This is a genomic window from Actinomadura barringtoniae, from assembly GCF_017573505.1.
Lineage (GTDB): Bacteria > Actinomycetota > Actinomycetes > Streptosporangiales > Streptosporangiaceae > Spirillospora > Spirillospora barringtoniae.
This window is the reverse complement of record NZ_JAGEOJ010000006.1, coordinates 50,931-74,675: the sequence shown is the minus strand read 5'-3', so window position 1 is coordinate 74,675 and position 23,745 is coordinate 50,931. Positions and strand designations below refer to the sequence as shown.

Genomic DNA, 23,745 nt, shown 5'->3' with positions numbered 1-23,745 from the left:
GGGAGGCCCAGCCATGCCCCGAACCCATGCCTGGCGCCGCTGCCATGCCTGGCGCCGCTGCCATGCCTGGCGCCGCTGCCATGCCCGGCGCCGCTGCCATGCCCGGCGCTCTGCCCGGCACCGCCGAACCGCGGCCTTCCTCTCCGTGCTCCTCGCCGTCTGCCTGGCCCGGATCCTGACCGTCGCCCCACCGGCGTCCGCGACGACCATCGGCGCGGTCACCGGCTTCAGCCAGTCGGGCGACACCTTCACCGTCAGCGCGGGCCAGGCCAAGGTGCGCGTGGTGTTCGCGCGCGCCGACATCTTCCGGCTCTGGCTGGCCCCCGACGGAACGTTCACCGACCCGGTCGGCGGCAAGCTCGCCACCCGCACCGACTTCGGCAAAGTAAACCCGACCTGGACCGACGCGGGCGACCACTACCGCATCAGCACCAGCGCCCTGAACCTGCGGGTCTACAAGTCCCCGCTGAAGTTCGCGCTCTACAAGGCCGACAACAAGACGCTGGTGTGGGCCGAGACCGCCGGCTTGAGCTGGAACGGGACCAGCGCGACGCAGACCCTGTCGCGCGGGTCCGACGAGCAGTTCTATGGAACGGGCCTGCGGCTGGGGGAGTGGGCCCTGCGGGACAAGAGCGTTCCCATCAAGGTGTCCAACACCTGGCGGGAGAACACCCACGCCAGCCCGGCGCCGTTCTACATCTCCACCAACGGTTACGCGGTCATGCGCAACACCTGGAAGCCGGGCCAGTACGACTTCCTCTCCCCGGTCACGACCCGCCACGACGAGAACCGTTATGACGCGTTCTTCTTCGTAGGGGACACCCCCAAGAACCTCCTGGGCGACTACACAGATGTCACGGGCAAGCCGTTCCTGGCGCCTCTGTGGGGGCTGGAGCTGGGCAACGCCGACTGCTGGTCCACCTACAACACCGATCCGAACCAGGGGCCGCAGAACCGTCCCGGCCATCTCAAGACCCCGGACGTCCTGGCCTATGCCAAGGAGGCCCGGGCCAAGGACATGCCGTCCGGCTGGTTCCTGCCCAACGACGGCTATGGCTGCGAGTACGAGGATCTGCCCTCGACGGTCGCCGAGTTGAAGAAGCAGGGCTTCCAGACCGGTCTGTGGACCCAGCGCAGCCTGTCCAACATCGCCTGGGAGGTCGGCCAGGCGGGCACGCGCGGAGTGAAGACCGACGTGGCGTGGGTGGGCGGCGGCTACCAGACCGCGTTCGACGGCGTGCAGGCGGCGGTCAACGGCATCGAGGACAACTCCGACGCCCGCCGCTTCGTGTGGACCGTGGACGGATGGGCCGGAACGCATCGCAACGCGGTCGTCTGGACCGGCGACACCTACGGCAACTTCTCCGACATGCACTGGCACGTGCCCTCCATAGCGGGGGCAGGCTTTTCCGCTCTCAACTACGCCTCAGGTGACGTGGACGGCATCTACAGCGGTTCTCCGTTGACGTTCTCCCGAGACCTGCAGTGGAAGGCGTTCACCCCGTCGTTCATGACGATGTCCGGCTGGGGCAGCAGTAACCCCTCCTCGGGCTATAACGACAAGCAGCCGTGGCGCTTCGCCGACCCGTACCTGTCGGTCAACCGCAAGTACCTGCAGCTGAAGATGCGGCTGACGCCCTACTTCTACACGCAGTCCGCCGACGCTTCGCAGACCGGTGTTCCTACTGTGCGGGCGATGGCGTTGGAGTTCCCCAACGACGCGACCTCCCGGGGGAACGCGACGGCTCAGCAGTTCATGGCCGGTGACGCGTTCCTGGTGGCGCCCGTTACGGCCGACACCTCCACCCGCGACGACATCTACCTTCCGCCCGGCACGTGGACCGACTACTGGACGGGCAAGACCTGGACGGGGCCCGGCTGGCTGGACGGCTACAACGCGCCCCTGGACACGCTCCCGCTGCTGGTCAAGGGCGGCTCCATCGTTCCGATGTGGCCCAAGATGAACTATGCGGGGGAGAAGCCGGCCAACCCCCTGACGCTGGACATCTACCCTCGCGGCAACTCCACGTTCTCGCTGTATGAGGACGACGGGGTCACCCGCAAGTACCGCAACGGGGAGTCCGCCCGGCAGAGGATCGACGTTGCCGCTCCCGGCAGTGGCACGGGCGACATCACGGTCAACGTCGGCGCGTCCCAGGGCTCGTACACCGGCAAGCCGGCCAGCCGCGCCTACGAGCTGACGCTGCATGTGGCCACGGCGCCTTCGACGGTCGCGCTGGGCGGCGACGGTGCCCTGACCCATCACGCCACGCGGGCCGCCTACGACGCAGCCTCGACCGGCTGGTTCTTCGACTCCGGCGTCCTTCGGGTCAAGACCGGGACCAAGTCCACTGGCCAGCCGTTCAGCCTCACCGCCTCAGGCGCCGGCCTGCCGAGCGGTACGGCGCCCACCGGCAACCCGCCCGTCCAGCGCGAGATCCCCAAGACCGGCTGGACCATCAAGTCCGTCAGCAGCCAGGAGACCACCAACGAGAACGGCGCCGCCGCCAACGCCATCGACAACGACGCCGCGACCATCTGGCACTCCAAGTGGAGCGACCCGCCCGCGGCCCTCCCGCAGGAGATCGTCATCGACATGGGCGCGTCCCACACCGTCGACGGCCTGGACTACCTGCCGCGCCAGGACGGTGGTGTGAACGGTCGTGTAGGTGCCTACGAGGTCTATGTCTCCCAGGACGCCGCCTCGTTCGGGAGTCCTGTGGCCACCGGCACCCTGGCGGATACCTCGGCAGCCAAGCACATCGCCTTCGCCGCCAAGCAGGCCCGCTATCTCAAGCTCGTAGCCAAGACCGAGGCCGGAAACCGTGGCCCCTGGACCACCGCCGCCGAGATAGGCGCCACCCAACCTGCCTCGTGACACGAGTGCGGCCACCGTCGGATCGTCATCCGATGGTGGCCGCAGTGTGTAGTACGACTTGCTGCTGTTTAGCCTGCCTGCTTCACGCCCTCCTGGCAGGCGGCGATCCAGGCCTGCTTCCCGGCGGGGAACTTGCCGCCGTTCTGGAGCCCGCCGTTGTAGAAGGTCTCGCAGACCTTGGCGCCGGTCGGGTTGCCGCCGGACTTCTCGTCGAGGGCCATCTGCTTGGCCTCTTTGACGGCCTGCGTCCGGTCCCAGCTCTCCCCGTCCGGCGTGACCGCGATGGCCTGGCTCGAGGCGCTGGCGGAGGGGGACTTGGGGTCGGCCTTGGACTTGGAGCCGTCGTCGCTGCAGCCGGTCAGTGTCAGAGCCGCCGCGACCAGCGCCGCGGCGATGTATGTGAGCTTATGCACTTTATGTTTCCTTGCAGAGCGTTCTGGGGGTTTGATCGCCGAACGCTAACAGAGTGACCCCACCCCCGGGGCGGAGATCGTCAGCCCCGGACTACGTTGGAGAAGTGGACGACGACACGTGGGCCGACCTGGCTGACCAATTCGCCGACGAAGCGTATGCCTCGGTAAAGGGCCTGGTACGGACGTACGTAATGCACCGGCAGTTGCTGGAACATCTGCCCGCGCCCCCGGCTTCCGTTCTGGATGTGGGCGGCGGTGCGGGGCACCAATCGTTCCCTCTGGCCCAGGCCGGTTACGACGTCACGCTCCTGGACCCGTCGCCCTCCATGCTGGACAAAGCCAGAAAACGGCTCCAACGCCTTCCCGAGGAGACCCGGCAAAGGGTGACTCTGGTGGAGGCCGATGGCGAGAAGGCAGCCGAGGCGGTCAATGGCCGGCAGTTCGCCGCCGTCCTGTGTCACGGCGTTCTCGGCTACCTGGAGAACCCGGACCCGCTGATGGACCAGCTCTGCCAATGCGCGGCCCCTGGCGGCCTGGTCTCCATCATGGCGGGCAACGCCAACGCCTCAGCGGTTCGCCCGGCCCTGGAACGCCGCTGGGACGACGCGCTGGCGGCGTTCGACTCCTCTACCGAGATCGGTGTCCTGGGCCTGCCCACGAGAGCCGACACCGTCGAGGACCTCAGCGCCCAACTCCAGCGTCGTGGCGTGGAGGCGGTGCGCTGGTACGGCGTGTGGCTTTTCGTCGACTGGCTGGACTTCAGCGGTGCCGAACTGGACGCGAGCGACAAGACCCAGGTCGCCGCCACGGCCGCGGTAGAGCTGGAAGCCAGCCGCCGGGACCCGTACCGCCAGCTGAGCCGCGTCTTCCACCTGGTAGGCCGCAAGCGTTCATGAAGCCTCGTAAGCCCTCATAAAGCCTCGTTCTGAAAACCCAAGGGCGGCCGTCGCGGGTGCGACAGCCGCCCTTGTAGCGAGTCAGGAACTCGCCGGGACTTTCAGGGACTTGCGGAGTCTCGCCTAGGAGATCGGCGGTACTGAGGGGCCTTCCTGAGCGAGGAAGTCGCGGGCGAAGCCCTCCCACTGGGCGTACCGGTCGGGGTAGGCGGAACCCTGAACGGCCTGCGCGACCTCACCCGGAGGCCGGTTCTGCCAGTTGGGGATCTGGATCAGGCCGGGGTTGCTGCCGAACGGCGCGATCCCGTAGAAGGACTTCGTGGACGTCGGAACGTCGGTGATCTGCTCCGGCGTCCCCCATCCCGTGCTGGGACGCTGCTGGAAGATGCCCAGCGAGTCGTGGTCGACGGGCGTCGTGTAGTTCACGAACTTCGACTCCTGCATGGCCGTCATCAGCGCGATGACCTGGCCCTGCTCCGGGATGTTGCCGCCCTTGCCGACGCCGATCACCGTCCGGGCGTTCTCCTTCTCCGCAGGGCCCAGGTCGGTCGGGGACCGGAAGGCCTGACGGAGTTCGGACACGGGAGCCTTCTGCAGCGCCTTGGTCGTGGCCGCGTCGGCCTTGCCCGTGGCGTGCAGATGGTGCTTGGCCTGGAACCACTTGATACCGCGTTGCCCACTGTCGGCCGAGACCGTTCCTGCCTTGTGCGTCTCGGACCCGGACGCCGCCGCCGCGACGGTGAAGCCGGTCCCGACGGATGCGGTGACGACTGCTGTCGCGATGGCCACTGCACGCATGCGCATGACATTCCTCCGGTGGTTTGGCAGACCCTGAGGTCTGGGGTCCGCCCCGCTCTCGACAACGGGAATTCCCAAGAGCGGGGCGGACGGGCGGGGGGCGGAACGCCACGAACGTAATGCCAATGGACCGGCGGCTCCACGTGCACCTCTTGCCAAAATAGGAACCACGCCTATGGAACCTTTGCCAGTCCACTCTCCGCGATCGACTGGCAAGCCCATTGACCTGCGCATTCAGACCATGAAATCGACCCCTATAACCTTATGGGGAAGATCACCCTAACGGCTGCGCCATTGCTGAACATTGATCATTTAAGAGGTCGAGGTGTGTCGCGGGCTCCCTTGGAGCATACCGGCGAGGCCATTGCGATGAACGTCCGAGAAGCGCCCAGTTGCGCCCGATTCAATTAAATCGTTCGACGGTTTCGCGGCGTCCTGGCACAGTGGCGCACCATGGGCGACCGGAGTCTGGTGACCGCCGCGGACGTGCGGCTCATGCAGGGCTTGGCGCAGCGAGTCACGGCCGTCAGCCCCGACCTGGTGGGCACCGACGCCTCGTTCGGCGAGCTCGCGTGGAACTGGGGCAAGGACCACGCAAGCGCCGGCGAGAGCTGGCCGCGCAAGTTGTGGTTCGACAGCGACTTCGGCGACGGAGGCGGCGAAGCCGGCTCTGGTGGCGGCGACCTGGTCGCGTGGGGCTGGGCCCAGTTGCCGCGCCAGGTGCGGCGGAACGACGGGTCGGTCAAGGACGTCACCAGCGCCTACCTGGCCTACCAGGTCCATCCCGACCAGCGTGAACTGCTGGACGAGGTCATCGACTGGTACGACGCGACAGCCGCCGGTCTCGAGCGCACGGTGATCCCGCAGGCCGCCGACGACTTCGGCTTGGAACGCTGGGCGGCGCACGGCTACGAGCCTGATCCGGCCGCGCTGGGCGACAACGGCTCCTGGACCCAGCTCAACGCACGCGACCTCGACGACCTTGAACGGCCCGCGCTGCCGGACGGCTTCCGCTTCCGTACCGCCGACGAGGCCGGACCGCAGGCCGCCGTCCAGGCCCACGTGGCCGCCTGGGCCCCGTCGCCGTACACCGCCGAGAGCTACGAGGGCGTCCGGCGGACCCCGCCGTACCGCGGCGACCTGCACGTCCTGGTCGAGGCCCCGGACGGGACGATGGCCGCCTCGACGATCATGTGGCTGGACGAGGTGAACAAGACCGCCGAGTTCGAGCCGGTGGGAACGCATCCGGACTACCGGCGGCGCGGGCTGGGCCGGGCGATGCTCCTGCACGGCATGCACCTGGCACGCGATGCCGGGGCCACCCACATGACGGTCGCCTGCCTAGGCGCGCCAGGCCATCCCGGGGCGCGCGGGCTCTACTACAGCGTCGGCTTCCGCAAGTTCAGCCAAGACGTCCCCCTCATCAAGGCCTAGTGCGCCTGCAGAGCCTTGAAGTCGCGGAACCAGGGGCTACGCCCCGACAGCTGCCCGCGCGACTGCACCGTGTAGCGGGCGTAGACGCTGTTGATGAGCCACGGATCCTTCTTCGGGCCCCAGTTCTTCACCATCAGGTCGTCCTGCTTGAACGCGTAGGTCGCGACCGCCAGCCGCCCCGTACCGCGATACAACCGCATCTGGTCGCGCAGGAAGCTCGCATTGTTAGCGAACCAGGGGGACGCCGCCAGGAAGTCGGCCCACTTGCGCTCGGTGAACGGCTTGTTGATGGCGGCCTTAATCACCTGCCAGACCTTGGTTCCCTTGGCGAAGCCGTACTTCTTGGTGAACGACGCGGGGGCGACGTCGGTCATGTGCTTCCGCCAGAACGGCGTCAACGAGAACTCGGTGACGAGGAACCGCTGGTCCTTGCGCATCCGGGGCAGGATGTAGTTCACGTAAGCCTTGGCGTTCTGCGGCGCCGCCACGTGCGGGTGGATGTCCACACCCCGGATGGCGGGCGTCTTGCGTACAAAGGCCATCCAGCGCTCCACAGCGGGAGTGCGCTGAGAGGGCTGGTCAATATGATTCAGCGCGCCCATGTAGAGCGAGGTCTTGCAGTTGGCCCCGCAGCGCTTCCGGCGTACGTCGATCACATGCTTCGCAACGGTTTCGTAGAACGCGTTGAGCCTCTTGTCCCGCTCACCCGCCTTACTCTCGATGAACGGCTCGTTCCCGATGGCAACGATGTCCACCTTCCCCAGAACAAGAGGAAGCACCTTGTCCACCCTGGCAAGCTCCGCCTTCATCTGCGGGCTGCCGGCCTTGGGGAACGAGGTCTTGTTGTAGGGGAACTTCAGGCTCAGGATCGTGCCGTGACCGCGCTTGGAGGCGTCGAGAATGGTCCGGATCGCCACGTTCTTGCCCGGCGCGCCCTGATCGGCCGCGGGCATCGGGAAGAACCCGCGGAGCCACTTCACCCCGGCCTCGTTCAGCTCCCGGTAGTCGACCGCGTCCAGGTTCTGGTTGAAGTTGGCCCCCAGCGCCCCGAGCGCCGGGGCCTTCGCGGAACCGGCCGCAGGCTTCGCCTCCCCACTCCCCGCGCAAGCTGACGTTTGCGCGGCGACCACCAAGGTCAGAGCGACTATCGGAAGTCGGCGAAGCCTGCGCCCCCGCGAGCCCGCGGCGGCCGAGCGGCCCAAGACGTTGAATGCCATGGCGATCATCGTAGGAACACATCCACCCCAACACGCAACTTCCGCAACATCCAAGCCAGATCATCCGATACCGCCCACCCTTCAAATGATCTTCAGGGGTGGCTCATGATGTGGCACATCCACGAGCGTTCATCGCACACACGGGTACACGAGCAGGCGCGCGTGGGCATGCGAACACCGCACACGCAGGTACGCGGCAGGCGCGCGACTCCCGCCCTGATGCCGAGATCGGAGCCAATGGTGAAGGCAGCCCGTTTCAGCCGTTTCGGGGGCCCCGAGGTCCTGGAGATCGTGGACCTGCCCGATCCGCATCCCGGTCCCGGCGAGGTCCGGATCGCCGTACGCGCGGCCGGCGTCAACCCGAGCGACTGGAAGAAGCGCCAGGGCCTGATGGACCCCGAACTCCCGCAGACCCTGGGCTACGAGGCCGCGGGCGTCGTCGACGAGCTGGGCGAAGGCGTCACGGACACCGCCGTCGGCGACCGCGTCTTCGGCTTCTCCACCGAAGGCGCCGCCCAGGCCGAGCTAGCCGTCCTCTCCTACTACGCCCCGATCCCACCCTCCCTGGATTTCCCCGCCGCTGCCGCCCTCCCGGCCGCCGTAGAGACCGCCACACGCGCCCTCGACCAGCTAGGCGTCCAGAACGGCGCCACCGCCCTCATCAACGGCGCCTCCGGAGGCGTCGGCAGCGCCGCGGTGCAGCTCGCCGTCGAACGCGGCGCCCGCGTCATCGGCACCGCCAGCCCGGCCAACCACGACTACGTCCGCACCCTGGGCGCCGAGCCCGTCGCGTACGGCGAAGGCCTCCTGGACCGAGTCCGCTCTGTCGCCCCCAACGGCGTAGACCTGGCCCTGGACGTAGCCGGAAGCGGCGTCCTCCCCGAACTCATCGACCTCACCGGCAGCCCCGATCACGTCATCACGGTCGCCGACTTCGCCGGAGCCCAGGAGCACGGTGTCAGGTTCAGCCGCGGCGACTCCGGCCGCGCCCTCCACTCCATCAGCGAGATCGGCGACCTGATCGAGTCCGGCCGCTTCTCCCTCCCGGTCGCCCAGACGTTCCCGCTGGCCCAGATCGCCGAAGCGCACCGCCTCAGCGAGCAGGGCCACGCACGCGGAAAGCTCGTGCTCGTAGTCGCCTGAGCCCTGGGGGAGACCAAGATGACCAAGCTCGCACTAGTCACCGGAGCCACCTCGGGCATCGGCCGCGCGTTCGCCCGCCGACGGCCACGCCGTCATCGCGGTCGGCAGGCGTACCGAACGCCTGAAAGGACTCGCAGACGAATTCCCGGCAGCACCATCCGCCCGCTGGCCGCCGACCTCTCCACCGACCAAGGCATCGACGCGGTAGCTCAGGCGGCCGAGATCGAACCCCTGGACATCCTGGTCGACAACGCCGGAGTCGCGCACTACATGCCGCTGGCCGACCTGCCCGCCGACAAGGCCCGCGAACTGGTCACCGTCAAGGTCATGGCCCCCACCTTGATCACCCGCGCCGCCGTAGGCAGCAGCGCGGCCAGGGCGCCATCATCAACGTCGCCGGAATGATCGCGTTCAGCGCCCCGCCCCCAAAACCGTCATGCCCCGCCGCGCCGTCTACGCCGGCACCCTGGCCCACCTGGTCGCCATGTCCCAGACCCTCAGCGCCGAACTAGAAGACACCGGCATCCGCGTCATGGTCCTATGCCCCGGCGCGGTCGCCACCGAGTTCCACGAACGCCAAGGCCTGGACCTCAACGCGATCCCGCGCATGTCCGCCGACGACATGGTCACCGCAGGCCTACACGGCGACGCCCTACTCCACGCCCTCTTCGAAGCCGACCGAGCCGCCTTCAACGGCCAAAGCCCCGAGTTGGCCACCCGCTACCGCACCACCTGAGTCGCCTCAAAGATTCTTCCGCAGCAGTGTCGGGTTGTGTCGATCCGCTTCGTAGCCAAGGTGAGACCGGCAACGGGCCGGTCGCCCCTCACCGGAGGCAGCCAATGTCCATCACCACCACTCACACCGCGACCACCGTTCCCACCAAGTCCCTGATCGTCAACGGCCTGACCGCCGCAGCCATCGCCGCCGCCGCGACCGCGACCGTGGCCGCCGCAGGCGACGTCGCCGGAATCAACGTCGCCGTCAGCGCCAAGCCGATCCCGCCGTCCGGTTTCGCCGTGCTCACCGCCATCTTCTCCCTGGTCGGCCTGGCACTAGCCCTGATCCAGACCCGCGTCGCCCGCCACCCCCGCAGGACGTTCGTCCGCACCACCATCGCGCTCACCGCGCTGTCCCTGGTCCCGGACGCCCTAGCCGACGCCCCCGCAGCCACGAAGCTGCTCCTGATGCTGACCCACCTGGTCGCCGCCGTGATCGTCATCCCCGCCATCGCCCGCCGCCTGTCCGCCTAACCCCCCTCAGGAGCGCACGATGAAGAAGTACCTCCTAGCCGTTCAGTACGACGCCGCTGCCCTGATCAACAACAAGTAGCGCCGCTCTCAGCGCTCATCGAGCCTGGGCGACCTTCGCCAACGCGACCGCGCTCAACCATCTGAGAGAGACCCATGCCTTCACACCCTCCTTCCGCGCTGCCCCAGATCGTTCGCCGGACCAGGCTGTCGCTGCGGTGCGCGGACTGCCGATCGGAGCCGGCCACCCCCGCCGACGGCAAGGTGAGCCTGTTGGTCCGGTTCCCCCTGCACCGCCCGACCCGCGCCAGCTTCACCCTCCTACCCGGCGAACCATCCGCCTTGCCCCTGGCAGCATGAGAGACACAGCTGCCGAAGAACAGCAGGGTGGAGCCTCAAAGCCCACCCACTGACGCCATCCCGATCCCGCGTTCGGACATCCAAGACAACGCGTGAATTCATCGCGAACCGAAGGACTCATGGCACCGATCCGCAAGTCGCGAAGCTCGCCGTTCCTGATGTGCTGAAAGCCTCCAGTCCGGATGAGGCCGCAGAGCCTGTCGCGTCCGACCTGGAGGATCTCGGTGACCTGCACGCTCACCTCTCGTCTATGCCCATACATGCAGGCGCGCGTGTGAACACAGACGTAGACAACTCACGGCGCGTCGTCGTTCACGGCGCGCGATCGGCCTCGGAGACCTATGCATCGCGGTGTTCCGACTGTGGGTGACCGTGCGGGGCTAATGCGGGTTTAACCCCTTGGTGGGTGTCATGGCTGTCGCCGGGGTGAGGGCCTCGGGGAGAGGGGTCGGTCATGCGGGTTGGGGTTTTCGCGGCGGGTTTGGTGTTGGTGGGTGGGGTTGCTGGGTGTGGGGGTGGTGGGGGATCTGGAGTGGCGAGTGTGGGGGGTGTGAAGGCTTCGGCTTCGGCGTCCGCATCGCTTAGTGCTGAGGATGCGGGGGTGAAGTTCGCGCAGTGCATGCGGGCGAACGGGATTGATGTGCCGGACCCTAAGCCGGGGGACAAGGCGGGGTGGCGGCTGGAGAAGGGGCAGGACCGGGGGAAGCTCGAGGGTGCCTTGAAGAAGTGCCAGGGGTATCTGCAGGCGGGCGGGAAGATGCCTGACTTGAAGGACCCGAAGGTGCGGGACGCGATGACTCGGTTCGCGCAGTGCATGCGGGAACACGGGGTTGATATGCCGGACCCGGGCCCTGATGGGTCGTTCAAGGTCGGCGGGATGGCTGGGGTCTCGCAGGAGAAGGCGGAGAAGGCTCGGGACGCTTGCAGGAGCTTCCTGCCTGGTGACTTGGGGAAGCGGTGAAGCGGGCGCTGGTGGCTGGTGCGGTGGTGGTGCTGGCTGGGGGCGGTGCGGCATTTGGGCTTTCGCGAGGGGACGAGAAGGCGTCGGCTCGGGTGGCTCCTTTGGGGGTGGCTTCGGTTGCGCGGGGCGACCTGGTGGACACCGAGAAGGTGGACGGGACGCTCACGTACGAGGACGAGCGGGGGGTGGCGGGTCTCTCGGGGACCGTTACGGGGGTGCCTGCGGAGGGGGCTGTCGTTCGGCGGGGGAAGACGCTTCTGAAGGTTGACGGGAAGCCCGTCACCTTGATGTACGGGGGCGTGCCCATGTACCGGGCGTTGGGGGTGGGGAGCGAGGGGGCCGATGTTGAGGAGCTGGAACGCAACCTTGTGGCGCTCGGGTACGGGGAACTGACCGTCGATCGGGAGTTCACGTCGGCCACGGCGGATGCGGTGAAGGCGTGGCAGGACGATCGGGGGCTGGCCGAGAGCGGGGCTGTGGATGCTTCGCAGGTTGTCTTCATGGCGGGGGCCGTGAGGGTCAAGGAGGTTAAGGCCGCGGAGGGAGTGAGGGTTGCGGCTGGGCAGGTGGCGCTGAGTGTTACGGGGACTCGGCGGATGGTTCGTGTGGATCTGGATGCGGACAAGCAGGACCTTGCGGTGGTGGGGGAACGGGTGACGGTTGAACTGCCTGGCGGGCGCAGTGTTCGGGGGCGGATCTCCAAGGTGGGGAGCGTCGCGAAGCAGAGTGGGTCGGGGCAGGACGCCAAGACGACGGTGGAGGTGGATATCGGGCTGGACAAGGGGGCCAAGACTGGGCGGCTTGATGAGGCGCCGGTGAGTGTGGAGCTGGAGAGCCAACGGCGGCGGGGTGTTCTGTCGGTGCCGGTTGAGGCCTTGTTGGGATTGAAGGAGGGCGGGTTCGGGGTCGAGGTGGTGGAAGGCGCTGCGAGGAGGCTTGTGGCGGTGACTACAGGGGCGTTCGGGAGCGGGCGCGTTGAGGTCAGCGGGGGCGGGCTTCGGGAGGGGATGAAGGTCGGGGTGCCGGCGACATGAGGGTTGTGGAGCTGGCGGGGGTGAGTAAGGCGTACGCGGGTGGGGTTACTGCTCTGCGGGGCGTGGATCTGGTGATTGAGGCGGGCGAGCTCGTTTCGATCGTGGGGCCTTCGGGGTCGGGGAAGTCGACGATGCTGCACATGATCGGGACGCTGGATCGGCCTACGGCTGGGCTCGTACGGATCGCGGGGTTCGAGGTGGAGCGGCTTTCGGATCGGGAGCTGTCCGCGTTGCGGGCGAAGTACGTGGGGTTTGTTTTTCAGCAGTTTCACCTGGCCGATGGTGTCTCGGCGCTCGACAACGTTGCTGATGGGCTGCTGTACGGGGGAGTGGCGGTGAAGGAGCGGCGGCGCAGGGCGCGCGTTGCTTTGGAACGGGTGGGGCTGGGGGACCGCGTTCGGCATCGGCCGCATGAGCTTTCCGGGGGAGAACGGCAGCGGGTGGCGATCGCTCGCGCCGTGGTGGGGGAGCCGGAGCTGCTGCTGGCCGATGAGCCCACGGGGAATCTGGACTCGGCGGCCGGCGGCGAGGTGCTCGAGATTCTGGAGGAGCTGAACGAGGGCGGGACGACCGTTGCGATCATCACGCACGATGCGGAGATCGCGGCGTGGGCGCCTCGGCGGGTGCGGCTGCGGGACGGGCTCGTGGTGGCGGACGAGAGGGTGCGGGTCTCGTGAACGCCGGCTTGGTGCCCGCTCGGTTGGGGCCGCGGGATGTCGCACGGGTGGGGTTCGCGGGCCTGCGAGCTCGGCCTACGAGGGTGTTGCTGTCGGCGGTGGGGATCGCCATCGGGATCGCGACGATGGTCGCGGTGATTGGGATCTCGTCGTCGAGTAAGGAACAACTGCTGCGGAGGATCGATCGGCTGGGGACCAATCTGCTGACCGTCAAGCCAGGGAACACGGTCTTCGGGGACGGGGCGGATCTGCCCGAGAGCGCGCCAAAAATGGTGGGGCGGGTTGGATCGGTCACGGGCGTTGCGGCCACAGGGAATGTGGATGTGACGGTTCGGCGTACGGGGTTGATTCCGAAGGAAGTGACTTCGGGGATCGCGGTGCAGGCTGCTGGGGGAGATCTGCTGCGCACGCTGGGCGTGGGGGTGCGGTCGGGGACCTGGCTGAACGCGGGGAACTATCCGGAAGTTGTGCTGGGGGCCGAGGCCGCGCGGCGGATGGGGATGGACCGCGCGGGGGGTGAAGTGTGGATCGGCGGGCGCTGGTTCAGCGTGGTGGGGATTCTGAACGGTGCTGAGCTGGCGCCGGAGATCGATCGGTCCGCGCTGGTGGGGTGGGACGCGGCTGAACGGTATCTGGGGTTCGACCGGCATCCGACGATGATCTACGAGCGGTCTAGCGATGCCGCTGTGAATGACGTGCGGGGTGTGCTCGCTCGTACGGTCAACCCGGAGAAGCCCGAGGAGGTCGAGGTCAGCCGGCCTTCGGATGCCTTGGAGGCTAAGGCGGAGGCCTCAGGCGCGTTCACGGGACTGCTGCTGGGGCTGGGTGCGGTCGCGCTGCTGGTGGGTGGCGTGGGGGTTGCGAACACCATGGTCATCTCCGTGCTGGAGCGGCGGCGGGAGATCGGGCTGCGGCGGTCGCTGGGGGCCACGCGGGGACAGGTGCGGATTCAGTTCCTGGCCGAGTCGTTGTTGCTGTCGGCGCTGGGCGGGGTCGTGGGTGTTGTGTTGGGTGCCGGGGTGACCTTGGCGTTTGCCGTCTATCGCGGGTGGCCGCCGGTGGTTCCGATGTGGGCGCTGGGCGGTGCCTTGGGAGCGACGTTGGCGATCGGTGCTGTCGCAGGGCTTTATCCGGCGGTACGTGCAGCTCGGCTGGCTCCTACGGCCGCATTGGCAGCGGTCTGACGAACGCGGCGCGGGTGTCCCCCGATCTGGTGCCGTCGTCGTTCATCCCGTGGTGGGCGGTGCGGGCGGCCACGCGGGCGGTCCTGGGTGAGCGGCCTGCGTGGGCGATGTGCGGGTGGGCGCGGTGATGCGCGTGGCCGCGGTGCGGTGATGCGCGTGGCCGCGGTGCGGTGATGCGCGTGGCCGCGGTGCGGTGATGTGCGCGGGCGGGCGGCTTGGGGATGCGCGGACGGGGGGCGCGGTGATGTGGGCGCGGGTTGCGGCGGGTGTGTGCGGGGGGTGACTTTAGGGGGTGTGGGGTGGGGCGGTCCGATGGTCGCGGGGCATGATTTCCGGGCATGATTGGACACGGCCTACGAAGACCGTTCCTCGGGGAGGTGCATCCGCCGTCATGCCCGTTCCACGCCCGGTTCGGGACCGTTGCCGGGAGTTTCTCGGCATCGAGGACGACATCCGCTACATCTTCCCCGCCTTCAGTTATGGGGGCGGTGCGGGGTTCATCTTCGTGGTCACCGACAGTCAGGTCGCCGTCATCTCGACCGGTGCGATCAGCCGTACTAAGCCCAAGAGCATTTGGGGCAGCTACCCGCGCGGGACGCGGATCGGGCCGGTGGAGACGAACTCGGGGGCGCAGTTCGAGTTCGCCGGGGCGTTCTTCGAGCTGGACGACGAATATGTGCCGGTGGTGAACGCGGCGGACGCGGAAGTGTTCGCGCGCGACAGTCTGCCTCGGGATCCGCTTCCTGATCTGTGAACGGTCAGGACGAGGAGGCGGGCTCGGTGGTGGCCTTGGTGGACTTCTTCGGTGCGGGAGTCCCGGGGGTGGGGCGCAGGAAGAGGTACATCACCGGGATCAGGTAGGCCGCCCACATGATCAGCTGTAGCCAGGTGATCTGCGGGGTGACGTTCAGGACGCCCTGGAAGGCGGTCTGCAGCCAGTCGCCGAACGTGCCGAACTTGGAGAAGAACAGGTGCGGCTCGAGCGCGACGGAGTTCAGGCCGGGGAGGACGTCGGCTTCCTGGAGGTCGTGGAAGCCGTAGCCGAAGACGCCGGCCGCGACCACGATGAGGGCGCCGCCGGTCCAGGTGAAGAAGCGCTTGAGGTTGAGCTTGAGGCCGCCGCGGTAGAGCAGGTAACCCAGGACGACGGCGGTGGCGAGGCCCAGCAGGGCGCCGATGATCGGCTGGGTGGAGCCCTCGGACGAGTTGCTGATGTTGGTCCAGAGGAAGAGCGCGGTTTCCAGGCCTTCGCGGCCGACGGCTAGGAACGCGACCGTGGTGAGGGCGATGGGACCGACGTTCAGGGCGCCTTCCAGCTTGCCTTCCAGTTCGGCCTTCATGAAGCGCGCGGCCTTGCGCATCCAGAAGACCATCCAGGTGACCAGGCCGACGGCGAGGATCGACAGCAGGCCGCCGAACAGCTCCTGGGTCTTGAACTGCATCTCCGCGGACGCGGCGCTCAGTGCGATGCCGAAGCCGACGGCGAGCATGACCGCGACGGTGATGCCGGTCCAGACGGGGATGAGCGCTCGCCGGTTGCCCGTCTTCACCAGATAGGCGATGAGGATGCTCACGACCAGGGCGGCCTCGAGCCCCTCCCGGAGACCGATGAGGAAATTGCCCAGAAGCATCGCTGCTTTCCTCCAGGGGGTCGGAGTGGGACGAACCGGCAAACCACACCATTATGCGACGGACGCTTTGGTAAAGCTAACCTAACCCCCCGCGGTCCTGGGGCGCGACGGGGGCCGGTTAGAGCGGTGCGGAGGGGGCCTTAGATCTCGCCCTTGCACTCCAGGCGTACGAACGACTTGGCCAGCGGCTTGGACACCAGGCCGATCTGCCACGGGCGGGCACCCAGCTCGGCCAGCGACGTCCCGATGGACTCGGGGGTGATGTCGGCCGGGGGCGACCATGACAGGCGGCGTACGGAGTCGGGCTGGACGAGGTTCTCGGTGGGCATGGTGTGCTCGTCGGCCAGGGCCGCCACTACCGCCTTGGCCGCGGCCAGGCGCTTGGCGGCCTCGGGGTCGCGTTCGGCCCAGCGGTGGGCGGGCGGCGGGCCGTCGCCGGGCAGGTTGGAGTCGGGCAGGCCACGGTCGGGCAGGCCACGAGCCTTGGTCACCGCGCGCAGCCACGCCGACTGGTGGCGGCGGGCGCCACGGCCGCGCAGCGTGGACAGGGCCTGCAGCTCGGCGGGCGTCTTGGGCGAGTTCAGCGCCAGCTCGATGATCGCGGCGTCCTGCAGCACCCGGCCCGGGGACAGGTCGCGCTCGCGGGCGATCTTGTCGCGCGTCTCCCAGACCTCCCGTACGACGGCCAGGCCGCGCCGGTTGCGCACGCGGTGGATGCCGGACGTACGGCGCCACGGGTCGGCGCGGGGCGGCTTGGGCGGGGTGGCCAGGATCGAGGCGAACTCCTCCAGCGCCCACTCCAGCTTGCCGCTCTCGGTGAGCTCGACGTAGAGGGCGTCGCGGAGCTCGACGAGGAGCTCGACGTCCAGCGCCGCGTACCGCAGCCAGTCCTCGGGGAGGGGACGGGTCGACCAGTCGGCGGCCGAGTGGCCCTTCTCCAGCAGGAAGCCCAGCACGTTCTCGACCATGGAGCCGAGCCCGACGCGGGGGTGACCGAGCAAGCGCCCGGCCAGCTCGGTGTCGAACAGCTTCCGCGGAACGAGGCCGACCTCGGCAAGGCAGGGCAGGTCCTGGTTGGCGGCGTGCAGGACCATCTCGGTGCCGGCCAGGACGGAGTCCAGCTCCGACAGGTCCGGGCACTCGATCGGGTCGATCAGGGCCGTTCCGGCGCCGCGGCGGCGCAGCTGGATCAGGTAGGCGCGCTGGCCGTAGCGGTAGCCGGAGGCGCGCTCGGCGTCGACGGCGACTGGACCGGTCCCATCGGCGAACGCGGCGATCACCCGCGCCAGCTGCTCCTCGGTGGCGATGACGGCGGGCACCCCGTCTCGCGGCTCCAGGAGCGGAACGGCGTCGGACCGGTGCTCGTCCTCGGATTCCTTGGCGGCTTCCTTGGCGCGAGGTTCCTGCTTGCCGTTGCCGGACTTGGCGTTGTCCGGCTTGCCGTTGCCTGTTGTGGCCTGGTCCGCCTTCGCGTCGGCCTTGCCGGCCGCCTTGGCATTGCCGTCCGCTTCGCCGTCGGCCTTCGCCTTGGGCTCGGCCTCCGCGGCCGCCTTGGGCTCGGCCTTCGCGCTCGGCTTGGGCCCGGCTTCGGCCTTCGCGACAGGCTTGGCGGCCGCAGGATCCGGCTTGGCGGCTGCGGGGGCGGGCTTCGCGCCCGCCTTGGTGCTCGGCTTGGCGTCGGCCTTCGCCCTCGGCTTGGCACCTTCCACGCCTGCCGGGGCGGCGCCGGCCGTGCCGGGTTCGTCGGGGACGGCCTCCTGTTTGGGTACGGCCTTGGATCGGGGCGCGCGTCCGCCCTTGGGCTCGGGTTCGCCGCGGGACGCCGCCTGGCCTTCGGGTGCCGCCGAGGTGGCGGTGGATTCGGCGTCGCCTGCGGCTTCGGCCTCCCCAGAAGGGGTGCCGGAACTCGCGGACTGGCCGGATCGGGTCTCGGATGGTGCCACTGTCTCCGTGCTCTCGCCTGCCGCCTCGGTTTCGGACGCTGTGCTACCCACGCCCCCTACCGTACGTCGCTCAACCGGCGGACCCGCCCCTACGGTCCAGCAGAGCGCTGACGCCCGTGGGCGGAAGGCCCGCCGTGGTGCACATCACCTCGCACCATGCGGCCACGTGACCGGTGAGATCTTCGCCGGTCGGGGACCAGGAGGCCCGCAGTTCGAGCTCGGTCGTTGACGGTTCATCCTTTTTGTCGCCGAAGCTCTCCGAGACCGCACGAGTGATCGTTCCGGACTCGCCCGCGTAGCCGACCTGCTCCAGTGCCTCCAGGAGCCAGCTCCAGGCCACCGAGCCGATCAGCTCGTCGGCGGCGATCTCCGGCTCCAGGTCGGCCCTGATGTAGGCGACGACCCGGAAGTCGTTGGTCCAGCCGCTGCGGCCCTCCGGGTCGTACAGCACGATCAGGCGGCCCATCGCGATCTCGGAGTCGTCGTCGCGGTAGACGCTGCCCGACATGGCCGCCGCGTACGGGGCGAGCCGCTGGGGCGCGGGCATGTCCTCGAGCTCGAGCTCCGGCCGGAGCGCCGGGCCTTCGAGGATGGCGGAAAGGGTGTCCAGCGCGCGCTGGAAGGCGGGAGGAGTCATACCAGGACCGGCCGTGTCGGGAGGAGCGTGGGTCGCAGGGGCGGGTGACCCCCCGGATGCCACGCCGGGCGTGGTGACGGGAGGTGGGGGCGGGGAAGGTGACACGTCACAGGTTTCGGTTCGTGGGCCGCGCCGGTCAGGCGACGGCTCGCTCGTCGGAGGTACGGCGGGGAGACGACGCCGCGGGTGGCGCCTGGGTCGACGGCGGTGCGTGCCCGAGGATGGCGGGCGGCGCCACCGGCAGGCCGATCAGTATGGCCGTGCCGCACGCGGTGCAGGCCCGCTCGGGACAGTCCTCGCCGTGCCCGTCGGAGCACGGAGGCTGTTCGAACAGTCGTTCATCACCGCAGGTGGAACAGAACAAGGGGGACCTCCCTCGGCTATGACACCGGTCACGTTCGCATGAGCCGGGGACAGAATGCGGGACTTCGCTCGGCGTGTCCGGAAGTTCGATAGGAACGCCGCAGGAACGCCGCATCGGCGCGGTGGAGGCGGAACGCAGACGGGGCGTTGTCCTCACCCTGGTGCGTCTGAGCGGTGAGTTCGTGGGACGATCGGCGCGTGGCTGTCAACGTTGATGGATCGAACGGGGCCCCCGGGCACGAGGACGCGGCGACCGGGCGTGCGGGTGCGGCGTCGGGCCGTGCGGACGGGGTCTCTGGGGGAGCGGGCGCGGGGCGTGCGGACGGGGCCTCTGGGGCTGTGAACGGGGCCTCCGGGCTGGAGCAGAGCGCGTTCCTGCGGGCCTGCCGCCGGCAGCCGGTGCCCCACACGCCGGTGTGGTTCATGCGCATGGCGGGACGTTCCCTGCCCGAGTACCTGCGCGTACGCGAGGGCGTCCCGATGCTGGAGGCCTGCGCGCGGCCGGACATGATCGTGGAGATCACGATGCAGCCGGTGCGGCGGTACGCGGTGGACGCGGCGATCTTCTTCAGCGACATCGTCGTGCCGCTCAAGGCCATCGGCGTGGACCTGGACATCAAGCCCGGCGTCGGCCCGGTGATCGCCGACCCGATCCGCGACAAGGCCTCGCTGGAGCGGATCCGCCGCCTGACGCCCGACGACGTGCCGTTCACCACCGAGGCCATCCAGGGCCTGGTCGGCGAGCTCTGCGACACCCCGCTGATCGGGTTCGCGGGCGCGCCGTTCACCCTCGGCTCCTACCTGATCGAGGGCGGGCCGTCCAAGAACCACGACCACACCAAGGCCATGATGTACGGCGAGCCGGAGCTGTGGGCCGAGCTCATGGACCGGCTGGCCGACATGACCATCGACTACCTCAAGGTCCAGATCGAGGCGGGCGTGAGCGCGATCCAGGTGTTCGACTCCTGGGTGGGCACCGTCGGGCCGCAGGACTACCGCGAGTCGGTGCTGCCGTACACCCGCAAGATCTTCGACGCGGTCGCGTCGTACGGCGTGCCGCGCATCCACTTCGGCGTCGGGACCGGCGAGCTGCTGGGTCTGATGGGCGAGGCCGGGGCCGACGTCGTCGGCGTCGACTGGCGCGTGCCGCTGGACGAGGCCGTCAGCCGCGTCGAGCCGGGCAAGGCGCTGCAGGGCAACCTGGACCCGGCCGTCCTGTTCGCCCCCTGGGAGGTCGTCGAACGGCGCGCCCGCGACGTCCTGGCCAGGGGCCGTACGGCCGAGGGCCACGTGTTCAACCTCGGCCACGGCGTCCTGCCGCCCACCGACCCGGACGTGCTGGCCCGCCTGGCCGACCTCGTCCACGAGGCCTCGGCCGCCGACAACGCCTGACGCGCTACTCCTGATCCGACCCTGACCCTGACCCCGAGCGCGGTCCGGGCCCTGCTCCTACGCCCGCGACCGGGCGGTCGGGCTGCGCGGGAGGGGCGCCGGGGGCGTCCGTACGGCGGTCGCGGATGCGGTGCCAGATCGCGAGCGCGGGCAGGCCGATCAGGGCCAGCGGGATCAGGAACGGCAGCAGCCAGCCGAACACCAGCAGCAGGCCGCCGACGAACGTGGTGAACGCGTGCCAGCCGTTCTCCAGCCCGCCCATGAAGCCGCGGCGCTTGCCGTGGTGGGCCGGGGACGGCTTGCCGTTGGGCTCGATCGCCAGCGTGACGGTCGCGAAGCGGGTGCGCTGCTGGAGGGACTTCTGACGGGCCTGCAGCGCCTCCAGATCGGCCTGGCGCTGGGAGATCTCCTGCTCCACGTTCATGACCTCGCCGACCGTCCTGGCGCGGTCGAGGAGCTTGCGGAACGAGTCGAGGGTGGCCTGCGCCGAGCGGACCCGGCTGTCCACGTCGGCGACCTCGCCGGTGACGTCCTCGGCCTGCTGGCGCAGCGAGAGCTTGGTGCCGAGTTGCCCGGACAACTGGTCCAGCACGGCCGGGTAGCGGTCGGCGGGGATCTTGAACGTGACCGAGGCGCCGACCGGGTCGGAGGTGGAGGACTCGTTGTCCACGTACCCGCCTGCCGCCGTCACGAGCTGTTTGGCCCGAGCGGTCGCCGTGTCCACGTTCTTGGCCCGGACCCGCAGGTCCGACTGGTAGATGACGGCCCGGCCCGCCGGGTTGGGGTCGAGCTTGGCCTGGCTGGCCGCACTGCCCGCGCCGCCCGACCCCCGCGAGCCGGAGCCGGAGCCTCCGGCTGCGTTGCCGGTGTCCGCCTCGTTGTTGCCCGGCGCGGCGCTCGCTGCCTGCTTGGGAGCGCTCGCGGCACTGGAGTCGCCGCTGTCGCTGCTGCCTCCGCAGGCGGTCACTAGTCCGCCCACCAGAAGCAGGGCGGCCAGCGCACAGATCACGTATCCGACTTTCCTGACGGTCCGCATGGAACTTCGATGGTGTGGCGTGAATCACCGTTCCGGCGCCGTGATCGCGGTTAGGGCACGATGCGGGCGCGCCCAGGTCACGACGTCCCCATGAGGGACCGGACAGCGCTCGCCCTGTTACCGAGCGGTGTCCGGCATCTGGGATGGTGGAAGTCATGACGACCTCTGGGGAACGAGCCCACGCAGGGGACGACGCGGCGGACGAACGGGCCCATGTGGCCGTCATCGGGGGCGGTATCGCGGGCCTCGCGGCCGCGCGCTTCCTCGCCCGAGGCGGGGCCAGCGGCGGCAGCTCCGGTATCGGTACTGCCGGTACCGGCAGTACCGGAGACGGCGGTGGCCGTGGCGGCGTGCGCGTGACCGTTCTGGAGGGCTCACCGGCCGTCGGCGGCAAGCTGCGCATCAGTGAGATCGCCGGGCTGCCCGTGGACGAGGGCGCCGAGTCGATGCTGGCGCGCCGCCCCGAGGGCCTGGACCTGGTGAGCGACCTCGGCCACGGCGACGACCTGGTCAACCCCGGCACCACCTCGGCGGCGATCCTCAGCCACGGCTCGCTGCGCCGCATGCCCGCCGGGCAGGTCATGGGCGTTCCGTCCGACCTGAAGGCCCTCGCCGCCTCGCAGGTGCTGTCCCCGGCCGGGCTGGCCCGCGTGCCGCTGGACCTCGTCCTGCCCGAGACGCCGCGCGGCGACGCCGACGTGTCGGTCGCCGACTTCATCGGCGCCCGCCTGGGCCGCGAGGTCGCCGACCGCCTCGTCGAGCCCCTGCTGGGCGGCGTCTACGCGGGTCTGATCGAGCGCCTGTCGTTCGAGTCGACGCTCCCGGCGGTCGCCGCGGCCGCCCGCACCCACCGCTCGCTGATCTCGGCCGTACGAGGCGTACGCGACGCCGCGCCCAAGGACGCCGGGCCGGTCTTCGCCACCCTCCCGGACGGCCTCGGCTCGCTCCCGAAGTTGCTCACCGACGCGATCATCGCCGACGGGGGAACGGTCCGTACGACCACCGTGGTCCGCGAGCTGCGCCGCCGCCCTGACGGCTGGCGGCTCACCCTCGGTTCGGCCCGCGACCCCGAGGCCCTGGACGTGGACGCCGTCGTGATCGCCGTGCCCGCCGCCCCCGCCGGGCGGCTGCTGGCCGACGAGGTGCCCGCCGCGGCCCGCGAGCTGGACCGCATCGAGTACGCCAGCATGGCCATCGTCACCCTCGCCTACGCCACCACCGCGTTCCACCGCCTGCCGCGCGGCAGCGGCTACCTGGTGCCCGCCGTCGAAGGGCGCGAGGTGAAGGCCGTCACGTTCAGCTCGGTGAAATGGCCGCACCTGCGCGACAAGGCGCCCGGGGTCATCGCCGTGCGCTGCTCGATCGGGCGGTTCGGCGAAGAGCACACCCTCCAGCGTTCCGACGAGGACCTGAAGGCCGCCGCGCTGACCGAGCTCGCGACCACCTGCGGGGTGTCCGAGCTGCCGCTGGAGGCGCGGGTGACCCGCTGGGGCGGCGGCCTCCCGCAGTACAACGTGGGCCACGCCGACCGGGTGGCCCGGATCAGGGCGGCGGTTGCCGGCCAGCAGGGCCTGGCCATCGCGGGCGCCGCCTACGACGGCCTCGGAATCCCGGCCTGCATCGCCACGGCGCGCGCTGCGGCGGCCCGGGTGCTGGAGCATCTCGAACGTCGGGGAGAATTGAGCCATGGCAGCGACGGACAAGGCGACCGAGCAGGCGATCGCGCAGGCGGCGGAGCAGGTGACGGGTCAGGCGGCGGGTCAGGCGGCGGGTCAGGCGGCCAAGCCGAAGGCACGCGACCTCAACCAGGTGATCCGGTACACGATGTGGTCGGTCTTCAGGGTGAGGACTCCGGGTGAGATCCGCGAGCAGGACGCCGCCGAGGTGCAGGACCTGCTCGACCAGGCCGCCCAGAAGGACGTGACCACCCGCGGCGTCTACGACGTCGCCGGGCTGCGGGCCGACGCCGACTACATGTTCTGGTGGCACGCCCCGACCTCCGACGACCTGCAGGAGGTCTACTCCCGCTTCCGCCGTACGGCCGTGGGCCGCGCGAGCGAGCCGGTGTGGTCGCAGATGGCGCTGCACCGCCCGGCCGAGTTCAACAAGGGCCACATCCCGGCGTTCCTGGCCGAGGAGGAGGCGCGGGCCTACGTCTGCGTCTACCCGTTCGTGCGCTCGTACGAGTGGTACCTGCTGGAGGACGGCGAGCGGCGCCGCCTGCTGGCCGAGCACGGCATGATGGCGCGCGACTACCCCGACGTGCGGGCCAACACCGTCTCCTCGTTCGCCCTGGGCGACTACGAGTGGATGCTGGCCTTCGAGGCCGACGAGCTGCACCGCATCGTCGACCTGATGCGTCACCTGCGCGGCTCGGAGACCCGCCGCCACGTGCGCCTGGAGATCCCGTTCTACACCGGCCGCCGCAAGCCGGTCTCCGAACTGGTCGCCGACCTCCCGTAGCCGCCGCCGACATTTCCGCCGGTAACGCCATGGAGTT

Annotated in this window: 23 protein-coding genes; 15 read left to right on the top strand and 8 right to left on the bottom strand. The window is 69.4% G+C overall.

The features are described 5' to 3' along the window. Positions 1-13 precede the first annotated feature (13 nt). On the top strand, positions 14-2,878 hold the full coding sequence (locus J4573_RS15695; RefSeq protein WP_208256218.1) for a glycoside hydrolase family 31 family protein: 2,865 nt from the start codon (positions 14-16) through the stop codon (positions 2,876-2,878). A gap of 68 nt (positions 2,879-2,946) precedes the next feature. Here J4573_RS15695 and J4573_RS15690 read toward each other — a convergent pair whose 3' ends face one another. After that, positions 2,947-3,291 (bottom strand): hypothetical protein, encoded by a 345-nt coding sequence (locus J4573_RS15690; protein ID WP_208256217.1) that lies wholly within the window; start codon positions 3,289-3,291, stop codon positions 2,947-2,949. A 104-nt stretch (positions 3,292-3,395) separates the two neighbouring features. Here J4573_RS15690 and J4573_RS15685 point away from each other — a divergent pair, with 104 nt between their 5' ends. Next, on the top strand, positions 3,396-4,187 hold the full coding sequence (locus J4573_RS15685) for a class I SAM-dependent methyltransferase (RefSeq protein WP_307796652.1): 792 nt from the start codon (positions 3,396-3,398) through the stop codon (positions 4,185-4,187). A 123-nt stretch (positions 4,188-4,310) separates the two neighbouring features. Here J4573_RS15685 and J4573_RS15680 read toward each other — a convergent pair whose 3' ends face one another. Next, positions 4,311-4,991, bottom strand: a complete 681-nt coding sequence (locus J4573_RS15680) for a hypothetical protein (RefSeq protein ID WP_208256216.1) — start codon at positions 4,989-4,991, stop codon at positions 4,311-4,313. 447 nt (positions 4,992-5,438) lie between these two features. Between J4573_RS15680 and J4573_RS15675 the strand changes: the two genes are divergently transcribed. Next, entirely contained in the window at positions 5,439-6,419 is a 981-nt protein-coding gene (locus J4573_RS15675) for a GNAT family N-acetyltransferase (RefSeq protein ID WP_208256215.1), read from the top strand. Here the strand turns inward: J4573_RS15675 and J4573_RS15670 are convergent. Beyond that, entirely contained in the window at positions 6,416-7,636 is a 1,221-nt protein-coding gene (locus J4573_RS15670; RefSeq protein WP_208256214.1) for a hypothetical protein, read from the bottom strand. The two genes, J4573_RS15675 and J4573_RS15670, sit on opposite strands and share 4 nt — an antisense overlap. 240 nt (positions 7,637-7,876) lie before the next feature. On the opposite strand from J4573_RS15670, the gene J4573_RS15665 reads away from it, so the two are divergent. From J4573_RS15665 to J4573_RS15625, 9 genes are all read left to right on the top strand, one after another. Continuing rightward, complete coding sequence (locus J4573_RS15665; RefSeq protein ID WP_372442845.1) at positions 7,877-8,779, top strand: NADP-dependent oxidoreductase; 903 nt, start codon at positions 7,877-7,879, stop codon at positions 8,777-8,779. Positions 8,780-8,797: 18 nt separating this feature from the next. Beyond that, positions 8,798-9,184: an SDR family NAD(P)-dependent oxidoreductase gene (locus tag J4573_RS55320; RefSeq protein WP_208256212.1), complete on the top strand. Its 387-nt coding sequence runs from the start codon at positions 8,798-8,800 to the stop codon at positions 9,182-9,184. Positions 9,185-9,215: 31 nt separating this feature from the next. Further along, complete coding sequence (locus tag J4573_RS55315) at positions 9,216-9,515, top strand: SDR family NAD(P)-dependent oxidoreductase (protein ID WP_208256211.1); 300 nt, start codon at positions 9,216-9,218, stop codon at positions 9,513-9,515. Positions 9,516-9,619: 104 nt separating this feature from the next. After that, entirely contained in the window at positions 9,620-10,030 is a 411-nt protein-coding gene (locus J4573_RS15650) for a DUF6069 family protein (protein ID WP_208256210.1), read from the top strand. A 958-nt stretch (positions 10,031-10,988) separates the two neighbouring features. Then, a complete protein-coding gene (locus tag J4573_RS15645; protein WP_208256209.1) occupies positions 10,989-11,348 on the top strand; it encodes a hypothetical protein in 360 nt (119 codons plus the stop codon). 134 nt (positions 11,349-11,482) lie between these two features. Beyond that, positions 11,483-12,382 carry a peptidoglycan-binding protein gene (locus J4573_RS15640; protein WP_307796651.1) on the top strand — a complete coding sequence of 300 codons (900 nt, stop codon included), beginning with the start codon at positions 11,483-11,485 and terminating at the stop codon, positions 12,380-12,382. Next, entirely contained in the window at positions 12,379-13,059 is a 681-nt protein-coding gene (locus tag J4573_RS15635) for an ABC transporter ATP-binding protein (RefSeq protein WP_208256208.1), read from the top strand. The genes J4573_RS15640 and J4573_RS15635 overlap by 4 nt, the downstream gene beginning before the upstream one ends. Further along, positions 13,056-14,243, top strand: coding sequence for an ABC transporter permease (locus J4573_RS15630; RefSeq protein WP_208256207.1), 1,188 nt, complete (start codon positions 13,056-13,058; stop codon positions 14,241-14,243). The genes J4573_RS15635 and J4573_RS15630 overlap by 4 nt, the downstream gene beginning before the upstream one ends. A gap of 391 nt (positions 14,244-14,634) precedes the next feature. Beyond that, positions 14,635-14,997 carry a hypothetical protein gene (locus tag J4573_RS15625; RefSeq protein WP_208256206.1) on the top strand — a complete coding sequence of 121 codons (363 nt, stop codon included), beginning with the start codon at positions 14,635-14,637 and terminating at the stop codon, positions 14,995-14,997. A 4-nt stretch (positions 14,998-15,001) separates the two neighbouring features. On the opposite strand, the gene efeU is transcribed toward J4573_RS15625, so the two are convergent. The 4 genes from efeU to J4573_RS15605 form a co-directional block, all read right to left on the bottom strand. Next, entirely contained in the window at positions 15,002-15,874 is an 873-nt protein-coding gene (gene efeU / locus J4573_RS15620) for an iron uptake transporter permease EfeU (RefSeq protein WP_208256205.1), read from the bottom strand. A 140-nt stretch (positions 15,875-16,014) separates the two neighbouring features. Beyond that, positions 16,015-17,211, bottom strand: coding sequence for a ribonuclease D (locus J4573_RS15615; protein WP_208256607.1), 1,197 nt, complete (start codon positions 17,209-17,211; stop codon positions 16,015-16,017). A gap of 676 nt (positions 17,212-17,887) precedes the next feature. Then, positions 17,888-18,454, bottom strand: coding sequence for a DUF3000 domain-containing protein (locus J4573_RS15610; RefSeq protein WP_208256204.1), 567 nt, complete (start codon positions 18,452-18,454; stop codon positions 17,888-17,890). A gap of 136 nt (positions 18,455-18,590) precedes the next feature. Then, positions 18,591-18,818 carry a hypothetical protein gene (locus J4573_RS15605; RefSeq protein WP_208256203.1) on the bottom strand — a complete coding sequence of 76 codons (228 nt, stop codon included), beginning with the start codon at positions 18,816-18,818 and terminating at the stop codon, positions 18,591-18,593. Between the two features lie 356 nt (positions 18,819-19,174). On the opposite strand from J4573_RS15605, the gene hemE reads away from it, so the two are divergent. Next, complete coding sequence (gene hemE, locus J4573_RS15600) at positions 19,175-20,209, top strand: uroporphyrinogen decarboxylase (RefSeq protein ID WP_208256606.1); 1,035 nt, start codon at positions 19,175-19,177, stop codon at positions 20,207-20,209. Between the two features lie 4 nt (positions 20,210-20,213). Here hemE and J4573_RS15595 read toward each other — a convergent pair whose 3' ends face one another. After that, positions 20,214-21,245 carry a DUF4349 domain-containing protein gene (locus J4573_RS15595; RefSeq protein ID WP_208256202.1) on the bottom strand — a complete coding sequence of 344 codons (1,032 nt, stop codon included), beginning with the start codon at positions 21,243-21,245 and terminating at the stop codon, positions 20,214-20,216. 155 nt (positions 21,246-21,400) lie between these two features. Here J4573_RS15595 and hemG point away from each other — a divergent pair, with 155 nt between their 5' ends. Both hemG and hemQ read left to right on the top strand, forming a co-directional pair. Continuing rightward, entirely contained in the window at positions 21,401-23,104 is a 1,704-nt protein-coding gene (hemG, locus tag J4573_RS15590) for a protoporphyrinogen oxidase (RefSeq protein WP_208256201.1), read from the top strand. Then, entirely contained in the window at positions 22,986-23,708 is a 723-nt protein-coding gene (gene hemQ, locus J4573_RS15585) for a hydrogen peroxide-dependent heme synthase (RefSeq protein WP_372442844.1), read from the top strand. Before hemG ends, hemQ begins: the two co-directional genes overlap by 119 nt. The last annotated feature ends 37 nt before the right edge of the window (positions 23,709-23,745 follow it).

Excerpts from the sequence above, each read along its gene's own strand:
- J4573_RS15670 (WP_208256214.1), bottom strand. The coding sequence starts at position 7,636 with ATGGCATTCAACGTCTTGGGCCGCTCGGCCGCCGCGGGCTCGCGGGGG.
- J4573_RS15595 (WP_208256202.1), bottom strand. The coding sequence starts at position 21,245 with ATGCGGACCGTCAGGAAAGTCGGATACGTGATCTGTGCGCTGGCCGCC.
- J4573_RS15680 (WP_208256216.1), bottom strand. The coding sequence starts at position 4,991 with ATGCGCATGCGTGCAGTGGCCATCGCGACAGCAGTCGTCACCGCATCC.
- J4573_RS15625 (WP_208256206.1), top strand. The coding sequence starts at position 14,635 with ATGCCCGTTCCACGCCCGGTTCGGGACCGTTGCCGGGAGTTTCTCGGC.
- J4573_RS15650 (WP_208256210.1), top strand. The coding sequence starts at position 9,620 with ATGTCCATCACCACCACTCACACCGCGACCACCGTTCCCACCAAGTCC.
- J4573_RS55320 (WP_208256212.1), top strand. The coding sequence starts at position 8,798 with ATGACCAAGCTCGCACTAGTCACCGGAGCCACCTCGGGCATCGGCCGC.
- efeU (WP_208256205.1), bottom strand. The coding sequence starts at position 15,874 with ATGCTTCTGGGCAATTTCCTCATCGGTCTCCGGGAGGGGCTCGAGGCC.
- hemG (WP_208256201.1), top strand. The coding sequence starts at position 21,401 with ATGACGACCTCTGGGGAACGAGCCCACGCAGGGGACGACGCGGCGGAC.
- J4573_RS15675 (WP_208256215.1), top strand. The coding sequence starts at position 5,439 with ATGGGCGACCGGAGTCTGGTGACCGCCGCGGACGTGCGGCTCATGCAG.
- J4573_RS15695 (WP_208256218.1), top strand. The coding sequence starts at position 14 with ATGCCCCGAACCCATGCCTGGCGCCGCTGCCATGCCTGGCGCCGCTGC.
- J4573_RS15610 (WP_208256204.1), bottom strand. The coding sequence starts at position 18,454 with ATGACTCCTCCCGCCTTCCAGCGCGCGCTGGACACCCTTTCCGCCATC.
- J4573_RS15635 (WP_208256208.1), top strand. The coding sequence starts at position 12,379 with ATGAGGGTTGTGGAGCTGGCGGGGGTGAGTAAGGCGTACGCGGGTGGG.
- J4573_RS55315 (WP_208256211.1), top strand. The coding sequence starts at position 9,216 with ATGCCCCGCCGCGCCGTCTACGCCGGCACCCTGGCCCACCTGGTCGCC.